The organism is Sphingomonas sp. 66-10, assembly GCF_001897045.1.
GTDB classification, from domain to species: Bacteria; Pseudomonadota; Alphaproteobacteria; order Sphingomonadales; family Sphingomonadaceae; genus Sphingomonas; species Sphingomonas lycopersici.
Genome location: NZ_MKRR01000023.1, coordinates 18,508 through 32,304, shown reverse-complemented (window position 1 = coordinate 32,304; position 13,797 = coordinate 18,508). Strand labels below are relative to the sequence as shown.

The 13,797-nt window shown below is 66.7% G+C and carries 16 protein-coding genes and 1 riboswitch; of the genes, 4 read left to right on the top strand and 12 right to left on the bottom strand.

Annotated features, from left to right (window positions below):
- From rpsO to BGN95_RS02995, 9 genes are all read right to left on the bottom strand, one after another.
- The coding region (gene rpsO, locus BGN95_RS03030; protein ID WP_286771570.1) for a 30S ribosomal protein S15 at positions 1 to 266 on the bottom strand (266 nt) is incomplete at its 3' end.
- A gap of 23 nt (positions 267 to 289) precedes the next feature.
- Entirely contained in the window at positions 290 to 1,255 is a 966-nt protein-coding gene (gene truB / locus BGN95_RS03025) for a tRNA pseudouridine(55) synthase TruB (protein ID WP_286771569.1), read from the bottom strand.
- Positions 1,252 to 1,944, bottom strand: a complete 693-nt coding sequence (locus BGN95_RS03020; RefSeq protein ID WP_265313260.1) for a site-2 protease family protein — start codon at positions 1,942 to 1,944, stop codon at positions 1,252 to 1,254. Before BGN95_RS03020 ends, truB begins: the two co-directional genes overlap by 4 nt.
- A gap of 100 nt (positions 1,945 to 2,044) precedes the next feature.
- Positions 2,045 to 2,635 (bottom strand): thymidine kinase, encoded by a 591-nt coding sequence (locus tag BGN95_RS03015; protein ID WP_179510872.1) that lies wholly within the window; start codon positions 2,633 to 2,635, stop codon positions 2,045 to 2,047.
- 94 nt (positions 2,636 to 2,729) lie between these two features.
- The gene (locus BGN95_RS03010) at positions 2,730 to 3,302 is read right to left on the bottom strand and encodes a PEPxxWA-CTERM sorting domain-containing protein (protein WP_179510873.1); all 573 of its coding nucleotides are present in this window, start codon (positions 3,300 to 3,302) and stop codon (positions 2,730 to 2,732) included.
- Positions 3,303 to 3,501: 199 nt separating this feature from the next.
- Positions 3,502 to 3,885 (bottom strand): 30S ribosome-binding factor RbfA, encoded by a 384-nt coding sequence (gene rbfA, locus BGN95_RS03005; RefSeq protein ID WP_265268495.1) that lies wholly within the window; start codon positions 3,883 to 3,885, stop codon positions 3,502 to 3,504.
- Positions 3,886 to 4,029: 144 nt separating this feature from the next.
- Positions 4,030 to 4,134, bottom strand: a complete 105-nt coding sequence (locus BGN95_RS27080; RefSeq protein ID WP_353744667.1) for a putative holin-like toxin — start codon at positions 4,132 to 4,134, stop codon at positions 4,030 to 4,032.
- An 80-nt stretch (positions 4,135 to 4,214) separates the two neighbouring features.
- Positions 4,215 to 6,935, bottom strand: coding sequence for a translation initiation factor IF-2 (infB, locus tag BGN95_RS03000; RefSeq protein WP_286771568.1), 2,721 nt, complete (start codon positions 6,933 to 6,935; stop codon positions 4,215 to 4,217).
- Complete coding sequence (locus tag BGN95_RS02995; protein ID WP_286771567.1) at positions 6,936 to 7,640, bottom strand: DUF448 domain-containing protein; 705 nt, start codon at positions 7,638 to 7,640, stop codon at positions 6,936 to 6,938.
- Between the two features lie 68 nt (positions 7,641 to 7,708).
- On the opposite strand from BGN95_RS02995, the gene BGN95_RS02990 reads away from it, so the two are divergent.
- Positions 7,709 to 8,020 carry a GIY-YIG nuclease family protein gene (locus BGN95_RS02990; RefSeq protein ID WP_286771566.1) on the top strand — a complete coding sequence of 104 codons (312 nt, stop codon included), beginning with the start codon at positions 7,709 to 7,711 and terminating at the stop codon, positions 8,018 to 8,020.
- Positions 8,021 to 8,144: 124 nt separating this feature from the next.
- Here the strand turns inward: BGN95_RS02990 and BGN95_RS02985 are convergent, their stop codons facing one another.
- Genes BGN95_RS02985 through rimP form a run of 3 tightly spaced genes read right to left on the bottom strand, consistent with a single transcriptional unit; the run spans position 8,145 to position 10,524 of the window.
- A complete protein-coding gene (locus tag BGN95_RS02985; RefSeq protein ID WP_179510878.1) occupies positions 8,145 to 8,366 on the bottom strand; it encodes a tautomerase family protein in 222 nt (73 codons plus the stop codon).
- Positions 8,366 to 9,988 (bottom strand): transcription termination factor NusA, encoded by a 1,623-nt coding sequence (gene nusA / locus BGN95_RS02980; protein ID WP_179510879.1) that lies wholly within the window; start codon positions 9,986 to 9,988, stop codon positions 8,366 to 8,368. Before nusA ends, BGN95_RS02985 begins: the two co-directional genes overlap by 1 nt.
- A complete protein-coding gene (gene rimP / locus BGN95_RS02975; RefSeq protein ID WP_179510880.1) occupies positions 9,988 to 10,524 on the bottom strand; it encodes a ribosome maturation protein RimP in 537 nt (178 codons plus the stop codon). The genes nusA and rimP overlap by 1 nt, the downstream gene beginning before the upstream one ends.
- 256 nt (positions 10,525 to 10,780) lie before the next feature.
- Positions 10,781 to 10,891, top strand: a riboswitch (glycine riboswitch).
- A 172-nt stretch (positions 10,892 to 11,063) separates the two neighbouring features.
- Between rimP and gcvT the strand changes: the two genes are divergently transcribed.
- The 3 genes from gcvT to gcvPA form a co-directional block, all read left to right on the top strand.
- Positions 11,064 to 12,218, top strand: coding sequence for a glycine cleavage system aminomethyltransferase GcvT (gcvT, locus tag BGN95_RS02970; protein ID WP_286771565.1), 1,155 nt, complete (start codon positions 11,064 to 11,066; stop codon positions 12,216 to 12,218).
- A 1-nt stretch (position 12,219) separates the two neighbouring features.
- Positions 12,220 to 12,591 (top strand): glycine cleavage system protein GcvH, encoded by a 372-nt coding sequence (gcvH, locus tag BGN95_RS02965; RefSeq protein WP_179510882.1) that lies wholly within the window; start codon positions 12,220 to 12,222, stop codon positions 12,589 to 12,591.
- A 155-nt stretch (positions 12,592 to 12,746) separates the two neighbouring features.
- The coding region (gene gcvPA, locus BGN95_RS02960; protein WP_286771564.1) for an aminomethyl-transferring glycine dehydrogenase subunit GcvPA at positions 12,747 to 13,797 on the top strand (1,051 nt) is incomplete at its 3' end.

Genomic DNA, 13,797 nt, shown 5'->3' with positions numbered 1-13,797 from the left:
TTGCGAAGACCGAGCTTCGCGATGAGGGCGAGGTAGCGATCCCCGTCCTTCTTGCGGAGATAGTCGAGCAGCGAACGCCGCTTGTTGACCATCATCAGCAGGCCGCGGCGCGAGTGGTTGTCCTTCGCATGGCCCTTGAAGTGCTCGGTCAGGTTGCGGATCCGCTCGGTGAGGATCGCGACCTGCACCTCGGGGGAGCCGGTGTCGCCGTCCTGACGGGCGTGGTCCTTGATGAGTTCCTGACGGCGCTCAGCGGTAATCGACATTCGAATTTTCCTTCGACATCACATCACAGGTTGAAGCCGCGGACGACGCGGACCTCGCGGTCCACCACATCGACCAGCGCCACCGGCACGTCGCCGAGCAGCGCGAGGGTCAAGCCATCCTCGGCGACGATCCCGACCAGAACACGCCCCTGGCGGAGCGCCCCTGCCTGATCGGGGGAGAGGGAAAGTGCCGGGATGTCGTCCAGCGCTGCCCTCAACGGCAGGAGAGATTGTTCAAGCGCGTGGCCCATAGCGATTTCGGCCAATTTGTCCAGCGATATCGCCTGGGAGAGGTCGAACGGGCCAGCCTTGGTGCGTCTTAGATAGGTGACATGACCTACGGTGCCAAGCGCCAGCGCGATATCGCGCGCAAGGCTGCGGATATAGGTGCCCTTGGAGACATGCGCCGTCAGCGTCACTTCCTCCAGAACCTCGTCATTCCCGCGAAGGCGGGAATCCATTGCCGCTGCCGGTGCGGCTTCTTCAACGACCTGCGCGAATGGATCCCCGCCTGCGCGGGGATGACAGACAAGGGAATGAACCGTCACGTTCCGGCTGGCGAGCGTCACTTCCTCGCCGGCACGCGCGAGGTCATAGGCGCGCGCGCCGTCGACCTTGAGCGCCGAATAGGCCGGCGGCACCTGCGCGATCGGCCCGGTGAAGCGCGGCAATACCGCGGCGAGCGCGGCGGCGGTGGGGCGCACGTCGCTGGTCGCGATCACCGTGCCCTCGGCGTCGAGCGTATCGGTCTCGCTGCCGAAGCGGATCGTGAAATCGTAGCTCTTGTCGCTGTCGAGCATTCGCCCGGCGAGCTTGGTCGCCTCGCCAAGCGCGATCGGCAATACTCCTGAGGCGAGCGGGTCGAGCGTCCCGCCGTGCCCGACCTTGGCCTTGCCATAGCCCCCTGCGCGCAGCGCGCGCTTCACCGCGCCGACCGCCTGGGTCGAGCCGGTGCCGAGCGGCTTATCGATGACAAGCCAGCCGTTCACAGGAACAGGCTGGCGAAGGAGAGATAGGCGTGCACCAGCGCCTCGGCCGGCGGGCCGACGATATGCTGCATGATGCTCGCCTTGGGGAAGATCATGGGCAATACCACGAGCAGCACGATCAGCAGCGGAAAGCCGAACCGCGCCAGTTTCGCCCATTGGAAGGCGAGCGGACGGGGCAATAGCCCCTCGACGACATGCCCGCCGTCGAACGGCGGGATCGGCAGGAGGTTGAACACCGCGAGAAAGACGTTGATCAGCAGGAAATTGAGCAGGTTCGCCGAAACGAACCCGGCGACGCCCTGGGGCGGGCCATTGCCGGCGGCGTAGCCCGTGACCAGCCCGAGCGCGATCGCGGTGACCCCCGCGAGCAGCAGGTTCATCCCCGGCCCGGCGAGCGCCACCGCCACCATCCCCCAGCGCGGGTTGCGCAGCCGCTCGGCGCGCACCGGCACCGGCTTGGCCCAGCCGAACACCGGCGCCTTGGCGATCGCCAGCGCCAGCGGCAGGATCACCGTGCCGATCGGGTCGACATGCCGCAGCGGGTTGAAGCTCAGCCGCCGCTCCTCATGCGCGGTGGGATCGCCAAGCACGCGTGCCATCAGGCCATGCGCCACCTCGTGAAAGACGATCGCGATCACCAGGGGGATGATCCATACGGCGGCGGCATAGAGAACGTTGTCGGGGTTCATGGCCGGTGATCTAGGGACGAACCGTGTCGATGAATAGGCGGAGCGAGCGTATCTTTTGATGTCCGCCGGGTCAGCCCTTCGCCTGAAGGGGAGGGGGGTCTTAAAGCTCCCGCGCCTCGGCCAGCGCCGCGGTGAAATGCCGGCGGCATAGCGCGACATAGCGGTCGTTGCCGCCGATCTCGGTCTGTCGCCCTTCGGCGACCGCGCGGCCGTCGGCATCGACGCGCAGGTTCATCGTCGCCTTGCGCCCGCAGGCGCAGACCGATTTGATCTCGATCAGCGCGTCCGCCAGCGCCAGCAGCCGCGCCGATCCCTCGAACAGCGCCCCACGAAAATCGGTGCGCAGCCCGTAAGCCAGCACCGGAATGCCGTGGGTATCGGCGAGATACGCGAGCTGATCGACCTGCGCCGCGGTAAGGAATTGCGCCTCGTCGACCAGCACGCAGGCGATGCACCCCGCCGCGTGCCGCTCCACTACGATCGCGGCGATATCGGTCGCGGCGTCGAACATCGTCGCGGGCGCGGCGAGCCCGATCCGCGACGAGATCGTCGCACTCGCGAAACGATCGTCGATCGCCGCGGTGAACAGCATCGTCGCCATCCCGCGCTCGCGATAGTTGAAATCGGCCTGCAGCAGGTTGGTCGATTTCCCCGCGTTCATCGAGGCATAATAGAAATAGAGCTTGGCCATCGTGCCGGGGGCATAGCCGCTCGGCCGGCAAAGGAAAACGGCGCCCGCATGTGGGTGCGGGCGCCGTTCCTATTTGTGCAGACCTCGCTGGGGTTCAGGCGAAGCGCAATTGGGTCGGTTGACGGCGGCGATAGCGCATCCGGCCCGCAACCATCCCGAAGCCGAGGATGAGCAGACCCCAGACAGCGGGTTCGGGAACCGCCGCGGCGAGCGAAGTCACCGTGGTGACGCCAAGCCCGGTCGCGCCGTTGCCGTTGACCGCCGCGGTGAAATTATACCCGCCCGACGGCCCCAGGGTGCCGTTTGAGCCGACGTCGGCGCCGAACAGTCGCAGATTGACGCCGTTGAGCACCATATCGAACAGCCCGTTGTTGGCGCTGCTGTAGAAACGGATTTCCGACGGGACCGCGCTGAGCGCGACGCCGTTGAGCGAGAAGCTGAAATTGCTGATCGCCGACGTGAAGGCATAGCCAGCCGCCGCCGTGATCGTATCCGGCAGATCGAATGAGAATTGGAAGGATTGGTTGGCCCTGCTGACGGCAGTGGTGCTGGTGTTGCTGCCCCAGAAGCCGGTGCCCTGGATCAGCACCGCGGCATCCGCGCTGGTGGCAAAGACCGCCAGCGCGACGCTACTGGCGGCAGCGAGAAGCTTTCGTTTTCCAGTCATACTCGAACCCTTTCATACGGCACACGGGGCACCGGCAAATGCCGGCATCCCGCCGATCGACCGCGAAATACACTCGCAGCCGCAGCATGGCCTACGCTTTCGAAGGGTCGATGTTAATCGTTAGGGGCGCGGTAACCGGGCTTTTCGGGGTGGAGAGAGACTCGCCCGGGGTGAGCGGAAGCCGGGTGCGACGAGCCGTTCAATCGAGGTCGCGCGCGACGCCCGGCGCGCGGAGCAGCGAGTCGATATGGCTGCCCTCGTCGAAGCTTTCATCGGCGATGAACTTCAATTTTGCCGCATATTTCAAGTTGATACGCCGAGCCACTTCGCGCTGGAGGAAGGCGGTGTTGGTCCTCAGCGCCTTCAGCACCACCTCTTCGTCGCGGCCCAGCAACGGTTTGACGAACACGGTGGCGTTGCGCAGGTCAGGCGACATGCGGACCTCGGTCACCGACACGAGATGCGAGGCGAGCGTATCGTCGTGGACGTCGCCGCGCTGCAATATTTCCGCGAGCACATGGCGCACCTGCTCGCCGACCCGGAGGGTGCGGACCGAACGGTCGCCGGCTTCAGAGTGCTTCATCTTGAAGTTTCCCGCACGTTTTGGTACATAGGCAAGGTCGCAAAGGTCGAAGTATTTGCTTCACCTCCTGGGCCCGGTTGTTCCAGCATCCGGGCCCAAATCATATCGGAACCCCGGCGTTCCAGCACCGGGGCTCCTTACTGGCTACCCTTGGCCGAGCTTGATCAGCTCAACTACCAAGGCGAGCAACGCGACCAAAAAGGTCGCGAAACCCAAGACCAGTGTCGCAATTGTCTGTGTATTCACCATTCCCTCCTTTCTGACCGGATCGACCGGTCAGGAAAGGAGGTATCAGGAATACAGATCCGCGCCTTTGACGCGGATCTAATTTACAACGTCCGCTCGCGCAGTTCGACCTCGAAGGTTTCCAGGAAGTCGCCCGGCTTGATGTCGGTGAAGTTGTTGGTGAAGGTCACGCCGCATTCGAGGCCGGCGCGCACTTCCGCCACATCGTCCTTGAACCGCCGCAGCGACGCGATCTCGCCATTGTAGATGATGACGTCGTTGCGCGTGATGCGGGCCTTGAGTGCCTTGCGGATAACGCCTTCGACCACCAGCAGACCGGCCGCCTTGCCGTGCTTGCCGGCCGAGAAGACCTCGCGGATTTCGGCACGGCCGACGACCGTTTCGAACGCCTCGGGGCCGAGCTCGCCCGCCATGCCGGCGCGGATCTCGTCGATCAGGTCGTAGATGACGTCATAATATTTGAGCGCCACCTGATGCCGTTCGGCGATTTCGCGCGCCTTGGCATTGGCACGGACGTGGAAGCCGATGATCGGCGCGCCCGATGCCGCCGCGACGTTGACGTCGCTCTCGGTGATCCCGCCGACGCCCGAGTGCAGGATGCGCACCTTGATGTCGTCGGTCGACAGCTTGTTGAGGCTGGCGACGATCGCTTCGACGGTGCCCTGCGTGTCGGCCTTGACGACGAGCGGATATTCGATCGCCTGATTGGCCTTGAGCGCGGAGAACATGCTCTCCAGGCTCGCCGGCGCCGCGGTGGTGCGCTTCTGGAGCAGCACCCCCTGGCGATATTCGGCGACCTCGCGCGCACGCGCCTCGTTCTCGACCACCTGGAGCTGATCGCCCGCCGACGGGGTGCCCGAAATACCCAGCACCTCGACCGGCATCGACGGCTCCGCCTGCTTGAGCTGGCGGCCCTTGTCGTCGACCAAAGCCCGGACCTTGCCGCTTTCCGCGCCGACGACGAACACGTCGCCGACCTTGAGCGTGCCGCGCGTGACGAGCACGGTGGCGACCGGGCCGCGGCCCTTGTCGAGCTTCGCCTCGAGCACCGAGCCCTCGGCAGCGCGATCGGGGTTGGCCTTGAGCTCCATCAGCTCGGCCTGGAGCTGGATCTTCTCGATCAGCTCGTCGAGGCCGGTCTTCTTGAGCGCGGAGACCTCCACGTCCTGGACGTCGCCGCCCATCTGCTCGACGACCACCTCATGCTCCAGCAGGCGCTCGCGCACGCGCTGGGCATTGGCCTCGTGCTTGTCGATCTTGTTGATCGCCACGATCATCGGCTTGCCGGCGGCCTTGGTGTGATTGATCGCCTCGATCGTCTGCGGCATCAGCCCGTCGTCGGCGGCGACCACCAGCACCACGATATCGGTGACGTCGGCGCCACGCGCGCGCATCGCGGTGAACGCTTCGTGGCCCGGGGTGTCGAGGAAGGTGATCTTCGACTTGTCCTTCAGCGTCACCTGATAGGCGCCGATATGCTGGGTGATGCCACCGGCCTCGCCCTTCACCACATCGGTGCCGCGCAGCGCGTCGAGCAGGCTGGTCTTGCCGTGATCGACGTGGCCCATGATCGTCACCACCGGCGGACGCGGCTGGAGCGCGACATCCTCGTCGACCGCATCATCGATCTGCAGATCGATGTCGGCATCCGACACGCGGACGATATTGTGCCCGAATTCGGTGACGAGCAGCTCGGCAGTGTCCTGGTCGATCGTCTGATTGACGGTGACCGGCATGCCCATCTTGAACAGCGCCTTGACCAGGTCGGCGCCCTTTTCTGCCATACGGTTGGCAAGTTCCTGGACGGTGATCGCCTCCGGCACCTGGACGTCACGGACCTGCTTGGCCTGCGGCTCGCGCGGGCCGCTGAACTGCGAACGGCGTTCCTTTTCACGCGCACGCTTGAGCGCGGCGAGGCTGCGCGCACGCGCGCCTTCCTCGCTCAACGCGCGATTGACCGTCAGCTTGCCGCCGCGGCGCTCGTCGCCCTTGCGGTCGCGCTGCTGCGGACGCGCCGGGGCGGCGTTGCGCGGCGTCGCCTGCCCGCTGGGCATGCTGCGCTGCTGGCCGCCGGCCGACGACCCGCTCGATGCGGGCGCGGAAGGCGCGGCCGAAGCGGCGGGCTTGGCCGGCTCGGGCTTGGGCTGCGGCTTGGGAATCTCGGGGCGCACCACCGGGGTGAAGCGACGCGGCGCCGGCATTGCCGGATCGCGCGACAGTTCGAGCGGCGGGGGCGGGGGAGGCGGCGCGGCGGGTTCCGGTGCGGGCGCCGCGGCGACCGGTGCCGGCTCGGCCTTCACCTCGGGTGCCGGCGCAGGCGTCGGCTCCGCTGCCGGCTGCGGCGCGGGTTCCGGGGCCGGCGTGGGTGCCGGCGCCTCGGCGGCCTTGGCCTCGGCCGCGCGCTTTTCCTCGGCGCGACGCGCTTCCTCTTCGGCGGCGCGCTGACGATCGGCTTCTTCGCGACGCCGCTGGTCTTCCAGCGCGTGCATGCGCTGTTCTTCGGCCTCACGCAGCAGACGCGCCTGGCGCTCCTGCGGAGTCTCCCCGGCAGGCGCGCGCGTCGGCGCCGGGCGCGGCGGCTCGGGCGCCTGCTGGACGGGCGGCGGCGGCGGCGGCGGAGCGGCCGGCGTCGCCTCGGGCGTGCCGCCGGGGCCGAGCACGCGGCGCCGCTTCACTTCGACCACCACCGTGTTCGAACGGCCGTGGCTGAAGCTCTGCTTCACCTTGCCGGTCTCGACCGTGCGCTTCAGCCCCAGCGGCGCGCGCATGCCAAGTTTCGGCTTGTCGTTGTCGGTCTCGCTCACTCAAATTCCTCGTCGCGTCGTCACGGCCGGTTGCCCGGATTGTCCGGGCGGCGATGCGCCTTGCGAGGCCGTTTCGCAAGGCACAGGAGTCAGTTCAGGGCCGATAAATTGCAGCCACCGATCGAGCGCATCGCCCAATCGCGCGGCCGCCATGCGGTCGGTGACGCCGATATGTACCACGTTCTCGCGGCCCAGCGCCATCGACAATATGGGGCGATTCAGCGGCAACGCCAACCCCTTGAGGTCACTTCCTTCGCGATCGGTGCCGACGCGCCACGCCTGCGCCAGTCGCCCGCGCCCATCCGCACCGGCATCGGCGGCGTGGTAAAGCGCATGAAGTTTCCCTTCGCGCGCAGCGGCTTCGATCCGCTCCGCGCCGGTCAGCAGTGTCCCCGCGCGCGATTCCAGCCCGAGCCGGTCGAGCGCATTGCGCTCCAGCGCGGCGGCGATCAGATCGGGCAGATCGTCGGGAATCGTGAAGTCGTTGGTCTTGAACGCCCGCGCCAGCGCGCCGCGCAACTTGCCCTTCGGCCCGGCGGAGGCGATCAGCTCGGCACGGTTCACCCCGATCCACGCGCCGCGCCCCGGCGCCTTGGCGCGCACGTCGGGCAGCACCTGACCATCGGGGGCGAGCGCGAGGCGAATCAATGCCCCGCGCGCCGCCTGCTCGCGACCGAGAATGCAGGTGCGGGTGGGGTCGCTCATGCGGCGCCTCCATACGTTACGTCATGCCGGGCTTGTCCCGGCATCCACCAGGCGTCAGGCTTTAGCGCATGAGGGAGCGGCAACCGTGCGTCTATATCCTGGCGAGCGATCGTAACGGCACGCTCTACATCGGCGTGACCTCGAACCTCGTCGGCCGCGTCATGCAGCACCGCGAGGGAACCTTCGGTGGCTTCACGACGCGCTACGCCGTGACCCGACTCGTCTGGTATGAAACCACGGATCGGATGGAAGACGCGATCGCCGCCGAAAAGCGGATCAAGAAATGGCCGCGCGCCTACAAACTCAACCTGATCGAGCGTGAAAATCCCGACTGGAACGATCTCGCGGTAGGCTTGGGATTGCCGCCGCTGCCCAAATAAATCCCCGTCATGCCGGGCTCGTCCCGGCATCCACCGGGCGGCAGGTGAACTGGCCGAGATATTCGCGGCCCCGTGGATGCCGGCACAAGGCCGGCATGACGAAATTCCTTTTACGCTTACCGTGTCATTGCGAGGGTGCCGCATGTGCGCCTCCCTCGGGCTGGCGGTCGGCGATGAGAATCCCGGCCGAGCCGTAATTCTCCAGCGAAACTTCTTCGATCACGACTTGCACCGCCGCCGGGTTCTTGCCCAGCCGCGCGACCAGCGAGGCGGTGACGTCGGCCACCAGCCCCGCTTTCTGCTCCTTGGTTGCGGAGCCCGCCAATCGGATCGAGACGAACGGCATCAGGCCTCGGACGCCTCCGCGGTGTCGTCGCCTGCGGGCGCGGCTTCTTCCTCGTCGGTGAACCAATGCGCGCGCGCGGCCATGATGATCTCGTTGCCCTGCTCCTCGCTGAGACCATATTCGGCGAGCACGCCGCCCTTGTTCTCGGTCTTGCGCGGGGCATCCTCGTTGCGGCGGCGCGGCTCGGCGCGGCGCTTCTCGATCAGTTCGTCGGTCGCGAGATCGGCGAGATCGTCGAGCGTGGTGATTCCCGCCTTGCCGAGCGTGACGAGCATCGCCTCGGTCAGATAGGGCAGCTCGGCCAGCGCATCCTCGACACCCAGCGCGCGACGCTCCTCGCGCGCGGCGGCCTCGCGGCGCTCCAGCGCTTCCTGCGCACGGCTCTGCAGCTCCTGCGCGAGATCCTCGTCGAAGCCCTCGATTCCGGCGAGCTCGTCGAGCTCGACATAAGCGACTTCTTCGAGCTCGCTGAAGCCCTCGGCGACGAGCAGCTGCGCCAGCGTCTCGTCCACGTCGAGCTCGTTCTGGAACAGCTCCGAATTGCGGACGAATTCCTGCTGGCGCTTCTCGCTCGCGTCGGTCTCGGTGAGGATGTCGATCGCCTTGGCGGTGAGCTGCGAGGCGAGGCGGACGTTCTGGCCGCGGCGGCCGATCGCCAGCGAGAGCTGATCGTCGGGCACCACCACCTCGATGCGATCTTCCTCCTCATCGATCAGCACGCGGCTGACATTCGCCGGCTGGAGCGCGTTGACCACGAAGGTCGCGGTGTCGGGCGACCAGGGGATGATGTCGATCTTCTCGCCCTGCATCTCCTGCACCACCGCCTGGACGCGGCTGCCCTTCATGCCGACGCAGGCGCCGACCGGGTCGATGCTCGAATCGTGGCTGATCACGCCGATCTTGGCGCGGCTGCCCGGATCGCGCGCGGCGGCCTTGATCTCGATGATCCCGTCGTAGATTTCGGGGACTTCCTGCGCGAACAGCTTCTTCATGAAGTCCGGGTGCGCGCGCGACAGGAAGATCTGCGGCCCGCGATTCTCGCGCACCACCTTGAGGATCAGGCTGCGGATGCGATCGTTGACGCGCACCACTTCGCGCGGGATCTGCTGGTCGCGGCGGATCACACCCTCGGCGCGGCCGAGATCGACGACGATATGGCCGAACTCGACGCGCTTGACGACGCCGGTGATGATCTCGCTCGCGCGGTCCTTGAACTCTTCATACTGGCGCTCGCGCTCGGCGTCGCGGACCTTCTGGAAGATCGTCTGCTTGGCGGCCTGCGCCTGGATGCGGCCGAATTCGATCGGGGGGAGGGGATCGACGAGGAAGTCGCCGACCACCGCGCCGGCCTGCAGCTTCTGCGCGCCCTTCACGTCGACCTGCTTGTAGATATCGTCGACCTGCTCGACCACCTCGACGACGCGCCACAGGCGCAGGTCGCCGTTGTTCGGGTCGAGCTTGGCGCGGATGTCCATTTCCTGGCCGTAACGGGTGCGCGCGGCGCGCTGGATCGCATCCTCCATCGCCTCGATGACGATCGCACGGTCGATCATCTTCTCGTTGGCGACGGAATTCGCGATCGCGATCAGCTCCGCCCGGTTGGCGGTCACGCCGGTGGCCATTAGTCGTGTTCCTCTGCTTCGATTTCTTGCTCCGCGCCCTCGAAGGAGAGCGGGACGGTTGCCTTGATGAGCTTGTCGGTCAGCACCAGCTTCGCGTCGACCACCCCGCCGAACGGGACATGCGCGACGGTGCCGCTTTTCTGCAGGACGATCGCGATCGTCTCGCCTTCGATCCCGGCAAGCTCGCCCTTGAATTGCTTCTGCCCGTCGATCGGCGCGTCGAGCACGATCCGCGCCTCATGCCCCGCCCAGTCGGCGAAATCCTGCAGCCGCGTCAGCGGGCGATCGATCCCGGGGGAGGAAACCTCCAGCCGATACGCTTCCTCGATCGGGTCCTCGCGATCGAGCATGTCCGACAGGCGGCGCGACAGTTCGGCGCAATCGTCGATCGTCAGCTGCCGCGTATCGGGGCGCTCGGCCATCACCTGCAGCGTCCGCTCGTCGCCCTTGCCGAACAGCCGCACGCGCACGAGCGCGAAGCCGAGCGCTTCCGCCTCGGGTGCGATCAATCGGGTCAGTGCGGGATTGTCCGCCATCAATGCTCCAAACATGCGTAGTTGCCGCCGCAGGGCGAGCCCCGCAGCCTCTTCATCTGTCGATGTAGAGAAAGCGATCGCGATATAGGCCGAACCCGCGCGGCGCGCAAGCGGGCAACCGCATGGCGCACGCGACGTTGCTCCGGCGGCGCGAAAACCGCCCGTTGCCCCGATAATGGGGGGCATTAGAATTGATGATTGACTCAGGAACATGGCACGGCCAGAGGCTCGCACATCGTGATCCGGGCAACCGGTTCAGGCACGCGCGGGAGAGAGCCGCCGACGTTGCCCTTTCAGGGCAGTCGGGCGGCCGCCGAAGGAGCAACCACCCCGGAATCTCTCAGGCACGCAGGACCGCATGGCGCCGAACGATACTCTGGAAAGCAGGCGCGGCTTTGAGCTGCGCCTCACCGAAGGGGTAACCCGCCGCCGTCGAACGGCGCGGAGGAAGCTCTCAGGTTCCGTGACAGAGGGGGTGAACGGATCGGCCGCGCGGGTTCCCGCGGTGTCGTCACGCCCTTTCTGCCGGAAGATATCTGATGAGCGAAACGATCGACAGCCAAGCCCATAGCGACGACGATTACGAAGAACCGGCGATCCTGCCGCTGCCGCTCGATGCCTGGCATCGCGCGAAGGGCGGGCGAATGGTCGAATTCGCCGGCTATCACATGCCCGTCCAATATGAAGGCATCATGGCCGAGCATCTGTGGACGCGCGAGGCGGCCGGGCTGTTCGACGTCAGCCATATGGGCCAGCTCACCTTCACCGGCGAGGGCGTGGTGCCGGCGCTCGAGGCGCTGATGCCCGCCGATATCGCCGGGCTTGCCTTCAACCGCGCGCGTTATTCGCTGCTGCTCGATGCCGAGGGCGGGATCCTCGACGATCTGATGCTGACGCGGCAGGCCGAGGATCGCGTCTATATGGTCGTCAACGGCGCGACCAAATATGATGATATCGGGCATATGATCGAGCAACTGCCCGACGATATCACGCTCAACCTGATGGAAGATCACGCGCTGCTCGCGCTGCAGGGGCCGAAGGCGGTCGACGCGCTGGCGCGGCTGATCCCCGGCGTTGCGGACCTCGTGTTCATGCAGGCGGCGGCGTTCGAGTGGCAGGGCCATGCTTTGTGGATCAGCCGCTCGGGCTATACCGGCGAGGACGGGTTCGAGATTTCGGTCCCCGCCGAGGCGGCCGAGGCGCTGGCGGACGCGCTCGTCGCCCAGCCCGAGGTCAAGCCGATCGGGCTCGGTGCGCGCGATTCGCTGCGGCTCGAGGCGGGGCTGCCGCTCTACGGCCACGATCTGTCGCCCGAAACGACGCCGGTGATGGCCGATCTCGGCTTCGCCCTGTTCAAGCGCCGTCGCGAGACGGCGGATTTCCCGGGCGCCGCGCGCATCCTCAAGGAGCGCGAGCAAGGCGCCGCGACCAAGCGTGTCGGCTTGCTCGTCGAGGGCCGCCAGCCGGTGCGCGAGGGCGCGATCGTCGTCGACGCCGCGGGCAAGGAGATCGGCCACGTCACCTCGGGCGGGTTCGCGCCGACGGTCGGTGCGCCGATCGCGATGGCCTATGTCCCCGCCGCGCTCGCGGTGCCCGGCACGCGTGTCCAGCTTCAGCAGCGCGGCAAGCCGCATGACGCCACCGTCGCTGCGCTGCCTTTCGTTCCCCACCGTTACTTCCGAGGAGTGAAGTGAGATGAGCCGTTATTTCACCCAAGATCACGAATGGATCGACGTCGACGGCGAGACCGGCACCGTCGGCATCTCCGATTATGCGCAGGGCCAGCTCGGCGACATCGTGTTCGTCGAAGTGCCTGAGGACGGCAAGAAGCTGACCAAGGGCGACGACGCCGCGGTGGTCGAGAGCGTCAAGGCGGCGAGCGACGTCTATTCGCCGGTGTCGGGCACGGTGATCGAGGGCAATCCCGCGCTTGCCGACGATCCCGCGCTGGTCAATTCCGACCCCGAGGGCGAGGGCTGGTTCTACAAGATCACCCTGTCCGACCCGTCCGAGCTCGAAGCGCTGATGGACGAGAGCGCTTACGAGGCGTTCGTCGCCAAGCTCTGAACCGTTGCCGTCCTGCCGGACTTGATCCGGCATCCAGAGCCGCAAGCGTCATCGCACGGAACGCTGGATGCCAGGTCGAGCCCGGCATGACGAAGTAAGGGCAAACGCCCGCCGACTATGCCCGGCTCGCGCCCCACGATGAGAAAGCCCGACTGATGCGATATCTCCCGCTCACCCAGCCCGATCGCGCGGCGATGCTCGCGGCGATCGGCGCTTCGTCGATCGACGATCTGTTCGTCGACGTGCCCGAGGCGATCCGCCTCGACGGGCCGATCGCCGGCCTGCCCGGCCACGCCAGCGAACTGGCGGTCGAACGCCATATGACCGCCCTGGCGCGCAAGAACATGTCGGCCGGCGACGGCCCGTTCTTTCTCGGCTGCGGCGCCTATCGCCACCACGTCCCGGCGAGCGTCGATCACATCATCCAGCGCGGCGAGTTCCTTACCGCCTATACGCCCTATCAGCCGGAAATCGCGCAGGGCACGCTGCAGATGCTGTTCGAGTTCCAGACGCAGGTCGCGCGTCTGCTCGGCACTGATGTCGCCAATGCCAGCATGTACGACGGCTCGACCGCCTGCTGGGAGGCGATCGGGATGGCGCGGCGCATCACCCGGCGCGGGAAGGCGATCCTCTCGGGCGGGCTCCACCCGCATTATGTGTCGGTCGCCAGGACGATGGCGAAATATACCGGCGATGCGCTCGACGTCGCGGTCCCCGCGCTGAGCGCCGAAACCGATCTCGAGGCGCTGATCGCCAAGATCGATGGCGATACCTCGTGCGTCGTGGTGCAATATCCCGATATCCTCGGCCGCATCGCCGATCTGCGCCCGCTGGCCGATGCGTGCCACGCGCAAAAGGCGCTGCTGATCGCGGTGGTGACCGAGCCGGTCGCGCTCGGCGCGATCAAGTCGCCGGGCGAAATGGATGCCGATATCGTCGTCGGCGAGGGCCAGTCGATCGGCGTCGGGCTCCAGTTCGGCGGGCCTTATGTCGGGCTGTTCGGCTGCAAGGACAAATATGTCCGCCAGATGCCGGGCCGGCTCACCGGCGAGACGGTCGATGCCGACGGGCGGCGCGGCTTCGTGCTGACGCTTTCGACCCGCGAGCAGCATATCCGCCGCGAGAAGGCGACCTCGAACATCTGCACCAATTCCGGCCTGTGCGCGCTGGCTTTCTCGATCCACATGACCCTGCTCGGCGAGGCGG